The organism is Arthrobacter sp. LAR12-1-1.1, assembly GCF_040676555.1.
GTDB lineage: Bacteria > Actinomycetota > Actinomycetes > Actinomycetales > Micrococcaceae > Arthrobacter.
In genome coordinates this window covers 127,585-146,334 of record NZ_JBEGIG010000034.1, presented here as the reverse complement: position 1 = coordinate 146,334, position 18,750 = coordinate 127,585, and the positions used below count along the sequence as shown (strand labels likewise).

Genomic DNA, 18,750 nt, shown 5'->3' with positions numbered 1-18,750 from the left:
CCCGGTGGCGGCGTTGGCTGGCGGCGCTAGCTGGCGGCAGTGATCGCGTGCCGCTGGGCGTCGTAGGCGCTGGCCACCATCTGCTCCACGGAGTGCCGCATCTTCCAGTCGAGATCGCGGGCAGCCAGCGTGCCGTCGGCCACGATCCGGTCCGGATCCCCCGCCCGGCGCGGGCCGATTTCCGGTTCGAAGTCGATTCCCGTGACGTTCGCCATCGCCGTCATGATCTGGCGTACGGACAGCCCGTCCCCGGATCCGAGGTTGTACACACGCTCCAGCGACTTGCCCGCCGCGAGGGCCTGGGCGGCGGCCACATGCGAGGTGGCGAGATCGGCCACGTGCACGTAGTCACGCACGCAGGTTCCGTCCGGCGTGTTGTAGTCGATGCCGTTGATGCGCGGCGTCTGGCCCGCGGTGAGAGCCCGCAGCACGATCGGGAAAAGGTTGTGGGGGCTGGTGTCGTAGAGCTCGGGCGAGCCGGAGCCGACCACGTTGAAGTACCGCAGCGAGGTGTGGTTCAGGCCCCGCGCCCGGCCCTGGTCCCGGATCAGCCATTCGCCGATGAGTTTGCTCTCGCCGTAGGGCGATTCCGGGTTGGTGGGCGTGTCCTCAGTGACGACGTCGCCGGTGGGCGTGCCATAGGTGGCCGCGGATGAGGAGAAGACCAGTTTGTCCACGCCGGTGAGTTCCATGGCCTTGAGCAGCTGCGCGGTGCCTGTGACGTTCTGTTCGTACGTCAGCAGCGGCTCCTGGACCGAAACCCCGGCGTACTTGAAACCGGCCAGGTGGATCACGCCGGTCACCGCATGGTGCCGCAGCGTGTGGGCCACGAGGTCGGCGTCGAGGATGCTGCCGTGGATGAACGGCACGTCGGCCGGCACGAACTCGCGGTGCCCGCTGGAGAGGGAGTCAATCACCACCGGCTGGATCCGGGCCCCGCGCAACGCGGAAACCACATGAGAACCGATATATCCTGCACCGCCAGTTACGAGCCACGTCATGGCTCCACCCTATCTAATCCGGTGCCTCTGGCGCCGCACCGCGGCATCAGAACCGCGATTAAGACGGCGAATCCCGGGTCGCGGAGGCGGCCCGGGATTCGCTGTATTCAGTGGTGCCGTTCAGTGCTGCCGCGCAGGTGCTAGCTCTTGCGGGCGTAGCCTTCCCACTTGCTGGCCTGGTGCTCGCCGTCGACAAAGCGGATGGTGCCGGACTTGGAGCGCATCACGATGGACTGGGTAAGGACCTTGTCCTTGGAGTAGCGGACGCCCTTGAGGAGGTCGCCGTCGGTGATGCCGGTGGCCGCGAAGTAGCAGTTGTCGCTGGAGACGAGGTCGTTGGTCGAGAGCACGCGCTCGAGATCGTGACCGGCGTCGATCGCCTTCTGCTTCTCGTCGTCGCTCGTGGGCCACAGGCGGCCCTGGATGACGCCGCCGAGGGACTTGATGGCGCAGGCCGCGACGATGCCTTCCGGGGTTCCGCCGATGCCCATGAGGGCGTCGACGCCGGTGCCGGCGCGCGCAGCGGCGATGGCCCCCGCGACGTCGCCGTCCATGATGAACTTCGTGCGGGCGCCGGCTTCGCGGATTTCCTCCACGAGGGGGCGGTGCCGGTCGCGGTCCAGGATCATGACGTTGAGCTGGTTGACCTTGACGCCCTTGGCCTTGGCGATCAGGTGCAGGTTCTGCTTGACCGGCAGGCGCAGGTCAACCATGTCGGCCGCTTCCGGGCCGGTGACGAGCTTTTCCATGTAGAACACGGCGGAGGGGTCGAACATGGAGCCGCGTTCGGCCACGGCCAGGACCGCCAGGGCATTGTTGATGCCGAGGGCGGTCAGCCGGGTTCCGTCGATGGGGTCGACGGCGACGTCGCACTCGGGACCGGTGCCGTCACCGACGTGCTCGCCGTTGAACAGCATCGGGGCTTCGTCCTTCTCGCCCTCACCGATGACCACGACGCCGTTGAAGTGCACGGTCTGCAGGAAGGAGCGCATGGCGTCCACGGCGGCGCCGTCGGCCTTGTTCTTGTCGCCGAAGCCTACCCAGTGACCACCGGCGATCGCCGCGGCCTCGGTGACGCGGACAAGTTCGAGTGCGAGGTTGCGGTCAGGCTCGTCGATCCCGACGGCAAGCGAGGGGGAAAGCGTGGAGTACTTCTGGGACATGGGCGCTGGTGTCACGTGAACCTCTTCTTCGAGTGGCGGTCGTTGAACCCGTACGGCCAGGATCGATCCGTCGCGGTGATTCGTCTGATACTGATCATAGTCGGGGCGGGCGCGCAAGGTCATGGGATGACAGGCGCGTGACGCACTTCACCTCCGGGCGGCCGCTGCGCCGCGAATGTGAGATCGGCCCGGACATGCGCGACTATGGAGGGGTGAGCGAATTGCAGGACACGTCCCCCGCCGCCCCCGGTTCTCCGGCTGGCAGCTCCCCCGCGACAGGCCCGGACACTTCCGGACAGCCACCGGTGAAGCCCGTCATCGCCGCCGCGGCGGCCAAACGCGCCAATGCCTCCGTCATGGGCATGATCATCGCCCTGGTGGTGAGCATCGCCGCGTTCCTGCCGATCGTCCTCATGAACCCCTCCCCCAAGGCCGACGGCTACCGGCCCAACATCAACGTCAGTGCCATCGCACAGAACGCCGCGGGTGTGGCGGGGTTCACACCTGTGGCGGCCGATACCGGCGACACATTTCGCGCCAACTACGCCCGCTGGCAGTCCGGCGCCGGCAGCGGCGTCCCCGCCTGGGAAGTCGGGTATCTGACGCCCAAGGAATCCTTCATCGCCCTGGTGCAGGCCCGCGAGGCCAACCCCACGTGGCTGCTGCAGCAGACCAACAACGCGCCGGTAACCGGCACCCGTAACGCGGGCGGCCGGGACTGGGAACTGCGTGACACCGGCAAGGGCGAGAAATCCATGGTGCTGACCGAACGCGGCACCACCGTGATCCTGTCCGGATCCGCGACGCTGGAGGAGTTCTCCACCCTGGCCGACGCAGTGGTGAAGTCGCTTGAAAGCAATCCTCCCGCCGGGGCACGGTCCAGCACGCCGGGCGCAACAGTTTCCCCTTCGGCCACCCCTTCACCGTAAAGTGGCCACGTGGCTACTTATCTGACTCCCGCGCTCGCCTGGCAACGTCTCCGTGAAGGCAACAAGCGTTTTGTCGCCGGCACGTCATCACACCCCAACCAGGACGCGTCGCGGCGCTCGTCGCTGGTAGAAAACCAGCACCCCTTCGCCGTCATCTTCGGCTGCGCCGACTCCAGGCTCGCCGCCGAAATCATCTTCGACCTGGGCCTCGGGGACGCATTTGTCGTCCGCACCGCCGGCCAGGTGATCGACGATGCCGTGCTCGGCTCGCTGGAATACAGCGTCAGCGAACTGGACGTCCCGCTGATCGTCGTCCTGGGCCACGACAACTGCGGTGCCGTCACCGTGACCAAGGCGGCCGTTGAAACAGGTCAGATGCCGGTCGGATTCATGCGCAGCCTGGTGGAGCGGATCACCCCGTCCGTACTGACCTCGCTGCGTAACAATCAGACCGACATCAACGACATGGTGGTCGAAAACGTCAAGCAGACCTCGCAGAGGCTCGTGGACAGTTCCCGGGTGATTTCGGGCGCCATCGACAGCGGCCGCACTGCCGTGATCGGTCTCGCATACAGCCTTAATGACGGCAGGGCCGACCTCGTCTCCAGCATCGGCCGGCTATAAACCCCGGCGCCCGGCCCTTGCAGGCCGTTCACGGTTTTCGATGGGACTCCCACTCCCAATAAGCTAGCCCCATGACTTCCACAGATGAGTTGAACACCGAAGAGTTCCGCATTGAACACGACACGATGGGCGAAGTCCGCGTTCCCGTGAACGCCCTGTACCGCGCACAGACGCAGCGTGCAGTCGAGAACTTCCCGATCTCGGGCAAGACCCTGGAGCGCGCCCACATCGAAGCCCTGGCCCGGGTGAAGAAGGCTGCCGCCCAGGCGAACGCCGAACTGGGGGTGCTCGACGGCGAGCTCGCCCAGGCGATCGCCGACGCCGCCGACCAGGTCGCGGCGGGCAAGTACGACGGCGACTTCCCGATTGACGTCTTCCAGACCGGGTCCGGCACGTCCTCGAACATGAACACCAACGAGGTCATCGCCGAGCTCGCCTCGCGGGCCCTCAAGTCCGCCGGCAGTGACAAAGTTGTCCACCCGAACGACCACGTCAACGCTTCACAGTCCTCCAACGACGTCTTCCCGACCTCCGTGCACGTTGCCGCCACGTCCGCGCTGATCAATGACCTGATCCCGGCCCTCGGCTACCTGGCCGGGTCGCTGGAGCGCAAGGCTGCCGAATTCAAGGACGTCGTGAAGTCCGGCCGCACGCACCTCATGGACGCCACCCCCGTCACCCTGGGCCAGGAATTTGGCGGCTACGCCGCCCAGGTCCGCTACGGCATCGAGCGCATCAATGCCTCCCTCCCCCGCGTCGCCGAGGTCCCGCTTGGCGGAACCGCTGTGGGCACCGGCATCAACACGCCGGCCGGCTTCCCCGAGCGCGTGATCGAACTGCTGGCGGCCGACACCGGGCTGCCCCTGACCGAGGCCCGCGACCACTTCGAGGCCCAGGCCAACCGGGACGGGCTCATCGAAGCCTCCAGCCAGCTGCGCAATATTGCGATCTCCTTCATGAAGATCAACAACGACCTGCGCTGGATGGGCTCCGGCCCCAACACCGGCCTCGGCGAAATCGCGATCCCGGACCTGCAGCCCGGCTCCTCGATCATGCCCGGCAAGGTCAACCCGGTCATCTGCGAAGCTTCCATCATGGTTTGCGCCCAGGTGATCGGCAACGACACCGCCATCGCGTGGTCCGGCACCAACGGCGCATTCGAACTCAACGTCGGCATCCCGGTCATGGCCGCCAACCTCCTTGAATCCGTGCGCCTGCTGGCCAACACCAGCCGCGTCATGGCCGACAAGATGATCGACGGCATCACCGCCAACGTGGAGCGCGCCCGCTTCCTCGCGGAGGCCTCGCCGTCGATCGTGACCCCGCTGAACAAGTTCATCGGTTACGAGAACGCCGCGAAGATCGCCAAGAAGGCCGTGGCCGAGGGCCTGACCATCCGCGAAACCGTCGTCTCCATGGGCTTCCTCGAGCGCGGCGAACTGACCGAGGAGCAGCTGGACACGGCCCTGGACGTCATGTCCATGACGCGCCCGCCGCACAAGGCGTAGCGGCTCCGGGCGGCGACGCCCCCCCCTGTTGGGACCATCCGCGGCCGGCACCTTTCCTGGAAGGGTGCCGGCCGCCGGCATGTCTGCACCCTGGAATCGGGGCGGTTCCCCGCTCGTGCCCGTCCGTCGGCAACGGCCATCTTTTGCACTATTAAGTAATAAGTGCAAAAATACACTCTATGGAAAACAGTGCAACTAACACGGGGGGCCTCCGCGAGCGCAAGCGGGCCGCAACACGGGCGAGCATCACCGCCGTCGCGCGTTCCCTGACCGCCGAACGCGGCCTCAGCGGCTACACCGTGGAGGAAGTCTGCGAGCGGGCGGGCATCTCCCGCCGGACCTTCTTCAACTACTTCCCCGCCAAGGAAGACGCGATCCTCGGCCACGTCGATGACGATTTTCCGGAAGGGGTGGTGGCACGGTTCATGGCAGGCGGCGCAGGATCGCCTCCCGGCGAAATATCGGCCTCACTCCTCGACGACCTCGTGCGGCTGTCCCTCGATCTGTCCGAACGGATGAGCGGTTCCGAGGAAGAGACCCGCCAGCTGATCGGCGTGATCAAGAAGGAGCCGCAGCTGATGCTCCGGATCATCGGCGCCACCGAGGAACGCGAGGCAGAGTTCGCCCGGCTGCTCGCGGCCAGGGAAGGCGTCGCTGCCGACCATCCCGTGGTCCGCATGGCCGTTGTCCTCCTGGGCAACGTTGCCCGGAAAACCAGCGCCGACTACTTCTCCGAAGGCAACACCCGCCCGTACAGGGCCATGTTGCTGGAAAACATTGCCGCCGCCCGCACACTCTTCTCCCTGCCGTTCACCATGTCCCCATCCGATACCTCCGGCTCCGGGACCGCTTACTCCGACACTGCCCAGTTCAACCCTTCCGAAGGAGCGCAATGAGCGCCGCCGTCAGCACCAAACCAGCAGCCGAGCCGCTGCTGCTGACCCAGAAACGCATCTGGATCATCTTCTCCGCCCTCATCGCGGGCATGCTGCTCTCCAGCCTTGACCAGACCATCGTGTCCACCGCCATGCCCACGATCGTCGGCAAGCTCGGCGGCGTGGAACACCAGGCCTGGATCACCACGGCCTACCTGCTGGCCACCACCATCGTCATGCCGATCTACGGAAAGTTCGGCGATATCCTGGGGCGCCGGAACCTGTTCCTCGTCGCCATCGGACTCTTCACGCTCGCCTCCGTCGGCTGCGCCCTCGCCACGGACTTCTGGGGCTTCGTGATCTTCCGTGCCGTCCAGGGTCTCGGCGGCGGCGGCCTGATGATTCTGTCCCAGGCCATCATCGCCGACATCGTTCCGGCCAAGGAGCGCGGCAAGTACATGGGCCCGCTGGGTGCCATCTTCGGCCTCTCCGCCGTCGCCGGGCCCCTGCTGGGCGGTTTCTTCGTGGACCACCTGACCTGGGAATGGGCCTTCTACATCAACATCCCGATCGGCATCGCCGCGTTCACCATTGCCTGGTTCACCCTGACGCTGCCCAACAAGAAGGCCGAGAAACGGATCGACATCCTGGGCGTGCTGCTGCTCTCCGCGGCCACCACGTGCCTGATTTTCTTCACCGACTTCGGCGGCAAAAAAGACGAGGGCTGGGATTCGCCGCTGACGTGGGCCTTCGGCGCCGGGCTGGTGCTCGCCGCAACCGCCTTCGTCCTGGTGGAACGCCGGGCCGAGGACCCCATCATTCCGTTGAGCCTGTTCAAGAACCGCATCTTCGTGAACTCCACCGCCATCGGCTTCACCCTGGGCCTGGGCATGTTCGCGGCGATCGCCTTCGTCCCGACCTTCCTGCAGATGTCCTCCGGGACCTCCGCCGCCGAATCCGGCCTGCTGATGCTGCCCATGATGGTAGGGCTCATGGGCATGGCCATCTTCTCCGGCATCCGCATCTCCAAGACCGGCAAGTACAAGCTGTTCCCGGTCCTCGGTGCCACCCTGACCATCGCGGCAATGCTGTGGTTGACCACGCTCACGGCTGCCACCCCCATCTGGGTCATCTGCGTGCAGCTGTTCATCTTCGGCGCCGGCCTGGGCTCGATCATGCAGGTGATTGTCCTCGTGGTGCAGAACTCCGTGCCTGCAGACCAGATCGGCACGGCAACGAGCACCAACAACTACTTCCGTGAGGTCGGCGCATCCCTCGGCGTCGCAGTGTTCGGCTCCATCTTCACCACCCGGCTCTCCGAGTCCCTGACGAACGCCTTCACCGGCGCGGGGGCGTCCGCTGAGCAGGCGTCGCAGTCCACCCGGACGATGGACCCGCAGATGCTCAGCCAACTCCCGGCGCAGCTCAAGGATGCGATCGTCAACGCCTACGCGGACTCGCTGGCCCCGGTCTTCTGGTACCTGCTGCCGTTCCTGGGCATCGCCCTGATCCTGGCCCTGACCCTCAAGCAGATCCCGCTCTCGGACACCGCCGGCATGGTGGCCCGCGGAGAAGCAGTCGGCGGAGAGGAAGCCGAGCGGCTCGAGGCGGAACGGGCGGCAGCCCGCCACGGCACCGAAAGCTCGGAGGACCCGAACCGCGACGAGCCGGAAGGGCCCGCCGCGCACAGCAACGCCGACGAGCCCAGCCGCGACGACGCGTTCACCAGCCTGCGCGGCTGACGGTCCGGTTTCGGCCCGCCCGCCGGCGCCCGCCAGCGGGTGCCGGCCAGCGCCAGCCAGGGACGCCGCAATCTTTGGGGGTTGCGGCGCCCCTGCTGCGTGCCGGGCCGGTCAGGGCCGGCAGCCCGGTGTGGGGTCAGCGGCGGTAGTGGACGTCGCCGGCGGGGTCGGCGGCCCGCCGGATCATCTCCAGATGCCCGGGCATGAGCTCCGGGAAGTCCTCCGGATGGAACCATCCGACGTCGAGGGATTCGTCGTCGTTGACCCTGGCCTCTCCCGAGACGAAACGGCAGCGGAACACCAGGGTCAGGAACTGGCACACGTCGCCGTTGGGATAGCGGACCGGACCCACAGCATCCACCGACACCAGCCGTTGCACCGCGGCCACCACGCCGGTCTCTTCGAGGATCTCCCGCAGCAGGCCCGGCGCCGGGTCCTCGCCCGGTTCCAGGATCCCGGTGATCAGGCCCCACTGCCGGTTATCGGCGCGCTGGCCGAGCAGGACCCGGCCGGCGCCGTCGAACACCACTGCCCTGACGCCGGGCAGCCAGAGGGCCTCGTGTCCGATCTTCTCGCGCAGTTTCAGGATGAAATCCGGGGTGGCCATGCCGTGTCGGCCTAACTGGCCGGAATCAGCAGCATGGCGGCCGCCGTGCCGGCCAGCATGAACGGCCCGAAGGGAATGGCCGACTGCAAATTGCCGCGCCGCGCCGCGAGTATTCCGAGGCTCCACAGCCCGCCGAGGACGAACGCGGCAAAGGTCCCGGCCATGACGTGCCCCCAGCCCAGGAATCCCAGGTACATTCCCAGGACGCCTGCGAGCTTCACGTCGCCGAATCCCATTCCCGGCGGATACACCGCGTGCAGGAGGAAGTAGAAGAGCCAGAGGGCCGCCCCGCCGGCGAGGACACGCAGCCCCGGCACACCGAACACTCCGGCGTCCGCCGTGCCGGCAACGTCCTGGCCGCCGGGAAGCAGCTGGCTGGCGGCCGCGCCCAGCAGGAGGACTCCGGCGATCGCATAGGACGGAAACACAATCCTGTCCGGGAGCAGGTGGTGCCGGACATCGATGACGGTGAGCCGGATGGCCATCACAAAGAAATAGGCGCACGCGGCCAGGGCAAGCCAGAAGGCCAGCGGGTTGGCGGCGCCCAGGGTGCCGAGTCGTTCGATCACTCTCGGATGCTACTGGATATTCGTCCGGCCCGGCGGTCCCCGCGCGTAAACTGTGGATATGGCCGCATGGGACAGCAGGAACGGGCGCGGGCCGCTCGCGCCCCGCGGCCCGGCGAATCCGGCTGCGGCCTTCCGGCACCTGTGCCGGTCCTCGCCCTGGAAGTGGCAGTCACTGAGGTTCGAGTACCTGGACCGGCCGCTCACGAGTTCCGCAAGCTCCCCTACGGCCCTGCCCGACGGCCTCATCAGGGCGTGGCTGCGCAGGCCCGGCGCCTTGCGGCTGGAGACCGCCGACGGGCTGGTGATCGCCAGCACCACCGGCATCAACGATTCACGCGGCGGCTTCTATGTCAGTTCCACGAGGAAGACCTGGCTCCTGCCGCCGCATCTGGTCACCCCGGTGTACGACGACGACGGCCTGGTGCGCCGCCGCCCGGAGGCAGCCTACGGCGAGCCGTCCTTCGGGAACGGCCGGTTCGCCGCAGCCCTGGACCCGGTGGAGCTCGCAGGCAACTCCCCTGTCCCGCTGGAGTTCCCCAACGCCAACGCCGTGGAGCTTGGCCCCATCACGGAGGTTGACCACGAGGGCCGGCCCGCCCTGGAAACCACGGTCAGCCCGAACCCCTCGTACCGCCCAGCCGATCCGGCTGCCCCGCTCTGCCGGCCCGGACGCACGCTGCTGAGGATCGACGCCGGCACGGGCGTCTGCGTTGCGAGCCGCTGGCTGGACGAGCCGGGAGCCGGCGACGGGCCGGCCGGCTACGGCCACTGGCTCAGGATCCTGGGCGTGGACGAATACATGCTCGATGACCTGTTCCTCGCCGAATCGATGAACCTCACCGACGTCCGTCGCCACATCAGCTGGGACGTTCCCGCGGAATAGCCGGTCTGTGACTGGCATCCGGCCGCCGGCACCGTTAGGCTTCCTGCGATGACTGGACCTGCCGACTACTGGCCCCCTTTCGGCCTGACCCTGACCACGCCGCACCTGGAGCTGCGCCCCATCCGCGACGAGGAAATTCCGGCCGCGGTCGAGGCCTCCCTGGGCGGCGTTCACGAGCCGGGCCGGAACCCGTTCAGCAACCCCTGGACCGAAGCCCCGCCCAACGAGCTCGGAACCAACATGGCGCAGTGGTACTGGCGGTGCCGCGGCAGCATGAGCCCCCGGGATTGGACCCTGCTGCTCGGCATCTGGCACGACGGCGAGTTCATTGGCTGCCAGGACATCGCGGCCAAGGACTTCGCCACGCGGAAGACGGTCACCACGGGCTCCTGGCTCCGCCAGAGCGCCCAAGGCCGCGGCCTCGGCAAGGAGATGCGGGCCGCCGTCGCCCTCTATGCCTTCGACTGGCTCGGCGCAGAAGTGGCGGAATCCGAGGCCGCCGCCTGGAACCAGCAGTCCCTGGGCGTCTCACGTTCCCTCGGCTACGAGCTCAACGGCGTCACCCGCGCCGTGTGGGGCGGCAAGGCCCAGGAGGTCCAAAACGTCCGCCTCACCCCCGCCACCTTCAAACGCCCGGACTGGCAGCTGCAGGTACAGGGCCACGACGCCACAGCGAAGTACCTGGGCATCAAGAAATAGCCCAATCGGGCCCGCGGCGACCCGCCGTCGCTTAGACACCTCCCGTCGCTGTGTTGCCGTGGTTGGGTTTGCCGGGCCCGCGGCAACCCGCCGTCGCTTAGACACCTCCCGTCGCTACGCTGCGGTCGCTGGGCGACCTTCGCTTCGCTTTGGTCGGCGATGCGCTCCTTAGCGGGACACCGCAGCCCCGCTAAGGTCACCCTCGCGAGAAGGCAGCCAGCCAACAGCGAAAGAAGTGCCGGGACGCGGTCTTTCGTAGAGGAGCGCATCGCGGCGCATCGGGCCCCGGAGGTCGCCCAGCGACCGCAGCGGGTCCCATGCGACGTGTCTAAGCGACGGCGAAAGGCCGTGGCCCGGCAGCCAACCCCGGCAGCCAACCCCGGCAACCCAACAACGGCGAAGGGCCGTGGCCCGGCAAAACCGGACCACGGCCCCAAACCGGAACGGGCTTAGATCTCCGCCCCCTCCAGCAGCTCCGTCACCAGTGCCGCGATCGGCGAACGCTCCGAGCGGGTGAGCGTGATGTGGCCGAACAGCGGGTGCCCTTTCAGCGTCTCGACGACGGCCGCCACGCCGTCGTGCCGTCCGACCCGCAGGTTGTCCCGCTGGGCGACGTCGTGCGTGAGGACAATCTTCGAGTTCTGCCCGATCCGGCTCATCACCGTCAGCAGCACATTCTTCTCCAGCGACTGCGCCTCGTCGACGATCACGAACGCGTCGTGCAGCGAGCGTCCGCGGATGTGGGTCAGCGGCATGACCTCAAGCATGCCCCGGTCCATCACTTCCTCCACGACCTCCTGGCTGACCAGCGCGCCCAGGGTGTCAAAGACGGCCTGCGCCCAGGGGTTCATCTTTTCCGCTTCGGATCCGGGCAGGTAGCCCAGCTCCTGGCCGCCCACCGCGTACAGGGGCCGGAAGACGATCACCTTGCGGTGTTCCCGGCGCTCCAGGACGGCTTCGAGCCCGGCGCACAGGGCCAGCGCGGACTTGCCCGTGCCGGCGCGGCCGCCGAGGGACACGATGCCGACCGACGGGTCCATCAGGAGGTCGATCGCCAGCCGCTGCTCGGCCGAGCGGCCGTGGAGCCCGAAGACGTCGCGGTCGCCCTTGACGAGCCGGACCTGCTTGTCCGCCCCTACCCGCCCGAGGGCCGAGCCGCGGCTGGAAAGCAGGACCAGCCCGGTGTTGGTCGGCATCTCGGCCGCGGCCGGGATGAAAACCGGCTCGTGCCCGTAGAGGGTCGCAACCTCGTCCTCACCCGCGTCCAGCTCCGCGACGCCGGTCCAGCCGGAGTCCTTGACGAGTTCATTGCGGTATTCGTCGGCCAGCAGCCCCATCGCGGAGGCCTTGACGCGCATCGGCAGGTCCTTGGACACCACCGTCACGTCGCGGCCCTCGTTGGCCAGGTTCTTGGCCACCGCGAGGATGCGGCTGTCATTATCCACCCCGCGGAAGCCGGCGGGCAGCACCTCGGCGGAGATGTGGTTCAGCTCCACCATGAGCGTGCCGCCGTCGGGGCCAAGCGGGATGGGACGGTCCAGGCCGCCGTGCTCGAGCCGCAGGTCATCGAGCAGCCGGAGCGCCTTGCGCGCGAAGTAACCCAGCTCCGGGTCGTGGCGCTTTCCTTCGAGCTCGGTGATGACGACAATCGGCAGGATGACCTCATGCTCGGCGAAGCGCAGGAGGGCCCGCGGATCGGAGAGCAGCACGGAGGTGTCGATCACGAAACTGCGGGCCGTGCCCCGGCTCCCTGTTCCTTCCCCGGAAACAGCAAGACCGGCCGCAGCGGAATCTGCTGCACCGGTCTTTGAGGTGGCTCGCTTGGCGCGAGAGGTAGCTTTCTGTCCCTGATCGGAAATGACGTCGGGCAGTTGCTCAGAAATAGCCACATCGACTCCAGCCCCGGGGCAATGCCCGGAATTGTTATTGGTGAGGCGGCTCGGCCTGGAGGCCGGACGCGGCCTCCCATACACCCGGTGCGAAAATCCGCTCCATGTACTGGCCTCCCCGATCGGCCGGCGAATTGCCCGCCGATGGGATTAACGTACGTCTCCGGGAGTGGTTTTGTCCGATTATTTTCCGGCGATTCTTGTTGCTTTCTTGTGAACTCCGCGTGAACGGCTCAGGCGCCGAAGCGGCGCTGCCTGCCGGCGTAATCGCGCAGGGCGCGCAGGAAATCAACCTTGCGGAACGCCGGCCACAAGGCCTCGCAGAAGTAGAACTCACTGTACGCGCTTTGCCACATGAGGAACCCGGACAGCCGCTGTTCCCCGGAGGTCCGGATCACCAGCTCAGGATCCGGCTGGCCCCGAGTGTAGAGGAAGCGGGAGATGTCATCCACGGTGAGATCGTCGGCCAGTTTTCCGATGTCCGCACCCCGGGCGACGGCGTCGTGCAGCAGTTCCCGGACGGCGTCGACAATCTCCCGCCGTCCGCCGTAGCCGACGGCGACATTGACGTGCAGCCTTTCGTGCGCGGGCGTGCGCGCCGTGAGCTTGTTCAACCGCTCGGCGAGATAGTCCGGCAGCAGTTCGGGGGCGCCCATGGCGTGCACCGAAATGTTGGCGTCCTCGTCCAGCCGGTCCAGGGTGTTGGCGATGATACCCATCAGGAGGTCGAGTTCCTCGCCGGAGCGGTTCATGTTGTCCGTGGAGAGCATGTACAAGGTGACCACCTTGATGCCCAACTCCTGGCACCAGCCGAGGAATTCGTGGATCTTGTCCGCGCCGGCCTGGTGTCCCTGGCTTGTGGGGGCGTTGAACTGGCGGGCCCAGCGCCGGTTCCCGTCGACCATGACGCCGACGTGGCGGGGGATCCGCTCCGGGTCGAGGGAGCGCTGCAGTTTGCGCTCGTAAAAGCCGTAGAGGAGCCCGGGCATTTCCATCCGGAGGTTCACCTGGCTTCCTTGAGGTACTTGTTCAGTGCACATCCTAGGCTACCTGCCGGCGGGCCTTGCCGGGTGCAGGTCCGCCACCAGGCAGCCCCGGAGTGTTTGTTACTCGCCGGTAACTTACTAGGGCGTAGGTTATTATTGCGGCATGGAAAGCAACAGTCTTGAGCCCCGGCCGGAGCCTCCGCCGAAACGGGGAACCCCGGTGGACGACGCCGCGGTGAGACTTGCCGAACTGCTGATGATCAAGCCCAAATGGCGAGGCTGGATCCACACCGTGACCGCTCCGCTGGCGCTGGCCGCCGGGCTGGTGCTGGTGATCCTGGCGCCGCCGGACCTGAAGGTCGCCTGCGCCGTCTATGCCGTCACCGGGGTCCTGCTGTTCGGCGTCAGCGCCGTCTATCACCGCGGGAACTGGTCACCGCGCGTGAAGATCGTCCTGAAGCGGCTGGACCACACGAACATCATGCTGGTGATCGCCGGAAGCTACACGCCGCTCGCCTGGGCCCTGCTGGACCGGCAGAAGGCCGAAGTGCTGTTGTGGGTCATCTGGTCCGGTGCCATCCTCGGCGTGCTGTTCCGCCTGCTGTGGACCGACGCCCCGCGGTGGCTCTACGTGCCGATCTACATCGCGCTGGGCTGCGGGTCGCTGTTCTATCTTCCGGACTTCTTCGCCGCCAATGTTGCCTCGGCGGTGCTGATCTGCGTCGGCGGCGTCCTGTACATCACCGGGGCTGTCTTCTATGCGCTGAAGAAACCAAACTTCAGTTACGAGCACTTCGGCTTCCACGAACTCTTCCATGCCCTGACGGTCTTTGCCTTCGCCGCGCACTACATCGCCATTGCCATCGCGGTCCTGGGCTGACTCCGCCGGGCCTTGGGCTCAGGACTGCCACTGGCTCTCGGCACCCCGCGGATTCTCCCCACCTTTGAGGCAGGGACGCCGCGGCTCACCGGCGGTTCGGCCCGACACGCCGGGCGCCGACTTCAAAGGTGGGGAATTTCAGCGTCGAGGGCCGGCTCAGCCGTGCCGCCCTGCCGCGATGAGCTCGGGGAGACGCCGCATGTCTGAAAAGACGGTGGTCCCGGGACCGGCCAGGCGCGCGGCCGGCGTGACACCCCCGGCGTACGCGAAAACGTGCATTCCGGCCGCCCGGGCGGCCTGGACGCCGTAGGCACTGTCCTCGACGACGGCGCAGCGTCCGGGCGCGGTGTTGAGGCTTGCGGCGGCGTGGAGGAACAGGTCCGGGGCCGGTTTGCCGTTGGCGACCTCCGTGGCGCTGTAAATGCGGCCCTGGAAGCGGGGCAGCAGCCCGGTCTTGCCAAGGGTCCGGTGCATCTTGTCGTGGCTGCCGCTGGAGGCCACACAATGCGGCAGGGACAGCCGGTCCAGTGCCTCCTCGATGCCGTCGACCGCTTCGAGGTCGCGCTCAAACGCCTCCTGGTACCAGCGCCCGTAGTCCTGGTCCCAGCCGTCGGCCAGCCGGACACCGAGCTGTTGTTCAACCGCGGCGACAAAGTGCGCCTCGGACTTTCCGACGAACCGTTCCACGATTTCCTCGAGTTCCAGGTCCCAGCCAAGATCTGCCCGCACGCGCTGGTCCACCCGGATGGCGATCACCTCGGAATCAACCAGCACCCCGTCGCAATCGAACACCACCAGCTCAAAACCGTCCGGACCAGTCATGAGGACATCCTAGCCAGCCGCTCGCGCATCTCTTCGACCGAACCCGTCGGTAGGTCACAGACCATGCCACGGCACAGGAACACCTGTGGGCCACCGTCCGGACCCGCGCCGCGGCCCCGCAGCAGCGGCACTGGCCGGGCGGCGCCGTCGTCCTGGACCGCGATCACCAGCCCGGGGCTGGCCGAGAGCAGCAGCTCCCGGTGCAGCGCGGCCCGATCCGGGATGTCCGGCCCGGCGACGGCGGCCTCGACCGGACCGGCGAGGGCGGCCTGGGCGGTCGCGAGCAGCCAGCCGGCAGCGCGGGGCGCCCGGACCGCGAGCGGAGGCAGCAGCAGGGCGAGGATGTTGGCCGCCAGGGTGCGGTGTTCGGAAGAGCCGGACAGGGCCGAGTGGGTCAGCAGGGCACCGGCCAGTGCGGCGGCGCCGCTGGGGGTGGCACTGTCGAACAGCTCCAGACCGTCCCGGCCGCCCTGGGCGGCCGTGACCTGCACCGACTCCCCGGCCGCGTCCCTCAGGCTGCCGTCGGCTGCGAACCGCCCGCAGGCAGCCTCCAGGATGGCCTCGGCCAGCTCATACCAGCGGGTGTGCCCGGTAACCCCATAGAGCGCGAACAGCCCCTCGGCGCAGAAGGCGTAGTCCTCCAGCAAGCCGCCGATTCCGCGCGCCGCCCCGTCGTGGGAAACGCGCATGAGCCTGCCGGGGCCGTCCGCCGGCCGCCAGTGCACGCGTTCAAGGTAGTCCGCGATCCGTTCCGCGGCGTCCACAAGCTCAGGACGGGCCAGGACGGCACCGGCGTCGGCGAGGGCCGCGACGGCGAGCCCGTTCCAGCCGGCCACCACCTTGTCATCCCGGCCGGGCTGGGGCCGTCCGTTGCGCGCCTGCGCCAGCAGCGGCCCCGCCCGCTGCCATAGCGCGGCGTCCCCGCCGGTTACCGCCCGGCCCGGATGCAGCGGCGAACCGTCGGCGCTCACGCTTCCGGGCGTGCGGACGTTCATGAGGGCCGCCACGGCGGCGCCGTCGGCCGGTCCCAGGAGCGCCTTGAGCTCCTCGGGGGTCCACAGGTAGCTGGCCCCCTCGGCGTGCACGCCGTCGACGACCGTATCGGCGTCCAGGGACGACGCCAGGGCCACGACCCCCGCGTCCGGGTCCGTTGCAGGGCCCGTCGCGGGGCCTGTTGCAGGATCAGGCGTCAGCCCGAGGCGGGCCAGGAGCCAGTCGGCGGTGTGCCCGGCGATCCTTGCGGCCTCGGCCGCCGGGTACTCGGGCGTGCCGCCCAGCCGGACCCAGTGGGCATAGACGCGCAGCAACTGGGCGTTGTCGTAGAGCATCTTCTCGAAATGTGGAACGGACCAGTCGCGGGTCACCGAATAGCGGGCGAAGCCGCCGTCGAGCTGGTCGAACAACGCCGAGCGGGACATGGCCGCAAGGGTCCGCCCGGCCATGTCACGGGCCGCGGCGGCGGTGTCCGGGGCCGCGGCTGTCGAGGGCACCGCGGCGTGCCGGATCAGGAATTCGAGCACGGCCGCGGGCGGGAACTTCGGCGCCCCGCCAAAACCGCCATAGGCCTCGTCCTCGGAGCCGGACAGGGAGGCAACGGCAACGCCCAGGAGCGCGGCGTCCAGGGGCTCGGGCGGCCCGTCAAGGCGCAGGGCGGCGGCCGGTTGGGACGCGGCGATGCCGCGCGCCAGGGTGGCTGCGTTGGCCTCGACGGCGCCGCGGCGTTCCGTCCAGGCCTCGCTCACGGCCTCAAGGACCTGCCGGAAGGACGGACGGCCCGGCATGGGCCGGGGCGGGAAGTAGGTCCCGGCATGGAAGGCCCGGCCATCGGGCAGGAGGAAAACGGACATCGGCCAGCCGCCCTCGCCGCTGATCGCCTGCGTGGCGGCCATGTAGACGGCGTCGACGTCGGGGCGCTCCTCGCGGTCCACCTTGATGGAGACGAAGTGGGCGTTCAGGTAGTCGGCGGTGCCTTGGTCCTCGAAGGATTCATGCGCCATGACGTGGCACCAGTGGCAGGCCGCGTAGCCGATTGAGAGGAACACCGGCACGTCCCGGGCGGTCGCTGCGGCGAAGGCCGCGTCACCGAACGGCTGCCAGTGCACTGGGTTGCCAGCGTGCTGGCGCAGGTACGCAGAGGGTTCCGCCGCCAGGGCATTCGAGGCCCCGGACAGCGGGTTGGGGGAACCGCCGTCAGCGGTTTCCGGGTCCCGCATCGCCGTTGACTTCCGGCCGGGAAACCCCGCCGTCGGCGGGCAACGCCGTGCCGTCAGCGCGGAAGGCGGCGCCGTCGGCAGGGAACACGCCGCCCGGGGCCCCTGCTTCCCCGGATGCTTCCTCGGCGGCCGCCCGCTCGGCCTCCACCTGGGCACGGTAGCGGACCCGGCGGATACGCCGCACCATGTCAACGATCAGCAGCGCGGTCAACACCACGATGAAGGCGGTCAGCAGGAAGCCCAGCAGACCCGGGGTGACCTGGTCCTCGGACAGGCCCGGGCGCAGCGACGGCGTTGGGGTCGGCGCCGGGGTTGTTGCCAGAGCGATGAGCAAGGAGTGCACGGTGAAAACCTTCTGTGGAAACTGGTGTCTTTTCTACGGCGCCTTTTCTACCGCGTCTTTTCTACGCGGGATAGAAGAGCCCTTTCGTCTCTATCTTAGCCCGGCGAAGAGGTCCGTTTCGGGCAGTTCCGCCGGGATCCTGGACTCGATCAGGGAGTAGTCCTCCCACGGCCAGGCCTTGCGCTGCATGGCCGCGGAGACCGCGAAGAAGAATCCTTCCGGGTCCACCTGGGTGCGGTGGGAGCGGAGCGCGTCGTCGCGGGCTTCGAAGAAGTCCCCGCACTCGATCTGGGTGGTGGTGGGGTGCGTCGGCGGCGGCGGGGTGTGCCCTTCCGCGTCCGCTTCCAGCCAGGCGGCCAGCCGCTCCGCATACGGCGACTGCAGGCCGGCCTCTTCCAGCGCAGAGTGGAGGGCGCGGAAGCGGTCCGGGCTGAAGGCACGATCATAGTAGAGCTTGCTGGGCTCCCAGGGTTCCCCGATGCCCGGGTACCGGGCCGGATCACCGGCGGCGGCGAAGGCCTCGACGGCCACCCGGTGCGCCATGATGTGGTCCGGGTGCGGGTAGCCGCCGTTCTCGTCGTAGCTGAGGATCACGTGCGGCTTGAAGTCCCGGACCAGCCGGATCAGCGGCGCGGTCGCCCGCTCCAGCGGCTGCAGGGCGAAGCACCCGGGCGGCAGGGCCGGCAGGGGGTCGCCCTCCGGCAGCCCGGAATCGACGAATCCGAGCCAGCGCTGCCGGATGCCGAGGACCTCCGCGGCGGCGTCCATCTCGAGCCGGCGCGCCCCGGCCATGTCGCGTTTGGGGTGCGGCTGTCCCTCCATCGCGGGGTTCTGGATGTCGCCGCGGGAGCCGTCGGTGCATGTGGCCACCATGACGTCCACACCGGCGGCGGCGTACATCGCCATCGTGGCGGCACCCTTGCTGGATTCGTCGTCGGGATGAGCATGGACCGCCAGCAGGCGAAGCGGTGCTGACGGGCTGGGGGATGCTGTCATCGTGGGACGGCTCCTCTTTCT

At 68.1% G+C, this 18,750-nt stretch carries 18 protein-coding genes; 8 read left to right on the top strand and 10 right to left on the bottom strand.

Going from position 1 to position 18,750, the window contains the following annotated elements:
• Nucleotides 1–26 precede the first annotated feature (26 nt).
• Together galE and glpX are read right to left on the bottom strand one after the other, a co-directional pair.
• A complete protein-coding gene (galE, locus tag MRBLAR12_RS16855) occupies nucleotides 27–1,001 on the bottom strand; it encodes a UDP-glucose 4-epimerase GalE (RefSeq protein ID WP_364747227.1) in 975 nt (324 codons plus the stop codon).
• Between the two features lie 140 nt (nucleotides 1,002–1,141).
• Nucleotides 1,142–2,164, bottom strand: coding sequence for a class II fructose-bisphosphatase (gene glpX, locus MRBLAR12_RS16850; RefSeq protein ID WP_175460428.1), 1,023 nt, complete (start codon nucleotides 2,162–2,164; stop codon nucleotides 1,142–1,144).
• Nucleotides 2,165–2,358: 194 nt separating this feature from the next.
• Here glpX and MRBLAR12_RS16845 point away from each other — a divergent pair, with 194 nt between their 5' ends.
• From MRBLAR12_RS16845 to MRBLAR12_RS16825, 5 genes are all read left to right on the top strand, one after another.
• Nucleotides 2,359–3,093 carry a DUF4245 domain-containing protein gene (locus MRBLAR12_RS16845; RefSeq protein ID WP_364747512.1) on the top strand — a complete coding sequence of 245 codons (735 nt, stop codon included), beginning with the start codon at nucleotides 2,359–2,361 and terminating at the stop codon, nucleotides 3,091–3,093.
• A 9-nt stretch (nucleotides 3,094–3,102) separates the two neighbouring features.
• Nucleotides 3,103–3,717 (top strand): carbonic anhydrase, encoded by a 615-nt coding sequence (locus MRBLAR12_RS16840; RefSeq protein ID WP_229995697.1) that lies wholly within the window; start codon nucleotides 3,103–3,105, stop codon nucleotides 3,715–3,717.
• Nucleotides 3,718–3,788: 71 nt separating this feature from the next.
• A complete protein-coding gene (locus tag MRBLAR12_RS16835) occupies nucleotides 3,789–5,225 on the top strand; it encodes a class II fumarate hydratase (RefSeq protein ID WP_229995696.1) in 1,437 nt (478 codons plus the stop codon).
• Nucleotides 5,226–5,404: 179 nt separating this feature from the next.
• Nucleotides 5,405–6,121 carry a TetR/AcrR family transcriptional regulator gene (locus MRBLAR12_RS16830; protein ID WP_229995695.1) on the top strand — a complete coding sequence of 239 codons (717 nt, stop codon included), beginning with the start codon at nucleotides 5,405–5,407 and terminating at the stop codon, nucleotides 6,119–6,121.
• Complete coding sequence (locus MRBLAR12_RS16825; RefSeq protein ID WP_229995694.1) at nucleotides 6,118–7,842, top strand: MDR family MFS transporter; 1,725 nt, start codon at nucleotides 6,118–6,120, stop codon at nucleotides 7,840–7,842. The genes MRBLAR12_RS16830 and MRBLAR12_RS16825 overlap by 4 nt, the downstream gene beginning before the upstream one ends.
• 136 nt (nucleotides 7,843–7,978) lie before the next feature.
• Here the strand turns inward: MRBLAR12_RS16825 and MRBLAR12_RS16820 are convergent, their stop codons facing one another.
• Nucleotides 7,979–8,449, bottom strand: a complete 471-nt coding sequence (locus MRBLAR12_RS16820; RefSeq protein ID WP_229995693.1) for an NUDIX hydrolase — start codon at nucleotides 8,447–8,449, stop codon at nucleotides 7,979–7,981.
• Nucleotides 8,450–8,460: 11 nt separating this feature from the next.
• Complete coding sequence (locus tag MRBLAR12_RS16815) at nucleotides 8,461–9,018, bottom strand: prepilin peptidase (protein WP_229995692.1); 558 nt, start codon at nucleotides 9,016–9,018, stop codon at nucleotides 8,461–8,463.
• A gap of 58 nt (nucleotides 9,019–9,076) precedes the next feature.
• Between MRBLAR12_RS16815 and MRBLAR12_RS16810 the strand changes: the two genes are divergently transcribed.
• Together MRBLAR12_RS16810 and MRBLAR12_RS16805 are read left to right on the top strand one after the other, a co-directional pair.
• On the top strand, nucleotides 9,077–9,901 hold the full coding sequence (locus MRBLAR12_RS16810) for a hypothetical protein (protein ID WP_229995691.1): 825 nt from the start codon (nucleotides 9,077–9,079) through the stop codon (nucleotides 9,899–9,901).
• 48 nt (nucleotides 9,902–9,949) lie between these two features.
• Nucleotides 9,950–10,600, top strand: coding sequence for a GNAT family N-acetyltransferase (locus tag MRBLAR12_RS16805; protein ID WP_229995690.1), 651 nt, complete (start codon nucleotides 9,950–9,952; stop codon nucleotides 10,598–10,600).
• 449 nt (nucleotides 10,601–11,049) lie between these two features.
• Here MRBLAR12_RS16805 and MRBLAR12_RS16800 read toward each other — a convergent pair whose 3' ends face one another.
• Both MRBLAR12_RS16800 and MRBLAR12_RS16795 read right to left on the bottom strand, forming a co-directional pair.
• Nucleotides 11,050–12,489 (bottom strand): PhoH family protein, encoded by a 1,440-nt coding sequence (locus MRBLAR12_RS16800; RefSeq protein ID WP_229995689.1) that lies wholly within the window; start codon nucleotides 12,487–12,489, stop codon nucleotides 11,050–11,052.
• A gap of 233 nt (nucleotides 12,490–12,722) precedes the next feature.
• Nucleotides 12,723–13,484, bottom strand: a complete 762-nt coding sequence (locus MRBLAR12_RS16795) for an isoprenyl transferase (protein WP_229995699.1) — start codon at nucleotides 13,482–13,484, stop codon at nucleotides 12,723–12,725.
• Between the two features lie 154 nt (nucleotides 13,485–13,638).
• On the opposite strand from MRBLAR12_RS16795, the gene trhA reads away from it, so the two are divergent.
• The gene (gene trhA / locus MRBLAR12_RS16790) at nucleotides 13,639–14,355 is read left to right on the top strand and encodes a PAQR family membrane homeostasis protein TrhA (protein WP_229995688.1); all 717 of its coding nucleotides are present in this window, start codon (nucleotides 13,639–13,641) and stop codon (nucleotides 14,353–14,355) included.
• A 156-nt stretch (nucleotides 14,356–14,511) separates the two neighbouring features.
• Here the strand turns inward: trhA and MRBLAR12_RS16785 are convergent, their stop codons facing one another.
• The 4 genes from MRBLAR12_RS16785 to mca all read right to left on the bottom strand — a co-directional run bounded on the left by MRBLAR12_RS16785 (nucleotide 14,512) and on the right by mca (nucleotide 18,729).
• Nucleotides 14,512–15,177 carry an HAD family hydrolase gene (locus MRBLAR12_RS16785; RefSeq protein WP_364747223.1) on the bottom strand — a complete coding sequence of 222 codons (666 nt, stop codon included), beginning with the start codon at nucleotides 15,175–15,177 and terminating at the stop codon, nucleotides 14,512–14,514.
• Nucleotides 15,174–17,390: a thioredoxin domain-containing protein gene (locus MRBLAR12_RS16780; protein ID WP_229995686.1), complete on the bottom strand. Its 2,217-nt coding sequence runs from the start codon at nucleotides 17,388–17,390 to the stop codon at nucleotides 15,174–15,176. The genes MRBLAR12_RS16785 and MRBLAR12_RS16780 overlap by 4 nt, the downstream gene beginning before the upstream one ends.
• Complete coding sequence (locus MRBLAR12_RS16775; RefSeq protein WP_229995685.1) at nucleotides 17,368–17,733, bottom strand: hypothetical protein; 366 nt, start codon at nucleotides 17,731–17,733, stop codon at nucleotides 17,368–17,370. The genes MRBLAR12_RS16780 and MRBLAR12_RS16775 overlap by 23 nt, the downstream gene beginning before the upstream one ends.
• A gap of 90 nt (nucleotides 17,734–17,823) precedes the next feature.
• Complete coding sequence (mca, locus tag MRBLAR12_RS16770) at nucleotides 17,824–18,729, bottom strand: mycothiol conjugate amidase Mca (RefSeq protein WP_364747221.1); 906 nt, start codon at nucleotides 18,727–18,729, stop codon at nucleotides 17,824–17,826.
• Nucleotides 18,730–18,750 lie beyond the last annotated feature (21 nt).

What these genes read in the sequence shown, in the direction of transcription:
- galE (WP_364747227.1), bottom strand. Translation starts at nt 1,001, where the DNA reads ATGACGTGGCTCGTAACTGGCGGTGCAGGATATATCGGTTCTCATGTG.
- glpX (WP_175460428.1), bottom strand. Translation starts at nt 2,164, where the DNA reads ATGTCCCAGAAGTACTCCACGCTTTCCCCCTCGCTTGCCGTCGGGATC.
- MRBLAR12_RS16845 (WP_364747512.1), top strand. Translation starts at nt 2,359, where the DNA reads ATGCGCGACTATGGAGGGGTGAGCGAATTGCAGGACACGTCCCCCGCC.
- MRBLAR12_RS16835 (WP_229995696.1), top strand. Translation starts at nt 3,789, where the DNA reads ATGACTTCCACAGATGAGTTGAACACCGAAGAGTTCCGCATTGAACAC.
- MRBLAR12_RS16830 (WP_229995695.1), top strand. Translation starts at nt 5,405, where the DNA reads ATGGAAAACAGTGCAACTAACACGGGGGGCCTCCGCGAGCGCAAGCGG.
- MRBLAR12_RS16825 (WP_229995694.1), top strand. Translation starts at nt 6,118, where the DNA reads ATGAGCGCCGCCGTCAGCACCAAACCAGCAGCCGAGCCGCTGCTGCTG.
- MRBLAR12_RS16820 (WP_229995693.1), bottom strand. Translation starts at nt 8,449, where the DNA reads ATGGCCACCCCGGATTTCATCCTGAAACTGCGCGAGAAGATCGGACAC.
- MRBLAR12_RS16810 (WP_229995691.1), top strand. Translation starts at nt 9,077, where the DNA reads ATGGCCGCATGGGACAGCAGGAACGGGCGCGGGCCGCTCGCGCCCCGC.
- MRBLAR12_RS16805 (WP_229995690.1), top strand. Translation starts at nt 9,950, where the DNA reads ATGACTGGACCTGCCGACTACTGGCCCCCTTTCGGCCTGACCCTGACC.
- MRBLAR12_RS16795 (WP_229995699.1), bottom strand. Translation starts at nt 13,484, where the DNA reads ATGGAAATGCCCGGGCTCCTCTACGGCTTTTACGAGCGCAAACTGCAG.
- trhA (WP_229995688.1), top strand. Translation starts at nt 13,639, where the DNA reads ATGGAAAGCAACAGTCTTGAGCCCCGGCCGGAGCCTCCGCCGAAACGG.
- MRBLAR12_RS16785 (WP_364747223.1), bottom strand. Translation starts at nt 15,177, where the DNA reads ATGACTGGTCCGGACGGTTTTGAGCTGGTGGTGTTCGATTGCGACGGG.
- MRBLAR12_RS16780 (WP_229995686.1), bottom strand. Translation starts at nt 17,390, where the DNA reads ATGCGGGACCCGGAAACCGCTGACGGCGGTTCCCCCAACCCGCTGTCC.
- mca (WP_364747221.1), bottom strand. Translation starts at nt 18,729, where the DNA reads ATGACAGCATCCCCCAGCCCGTCAGCACCGCTTCGCCTGCTGGCGGTC.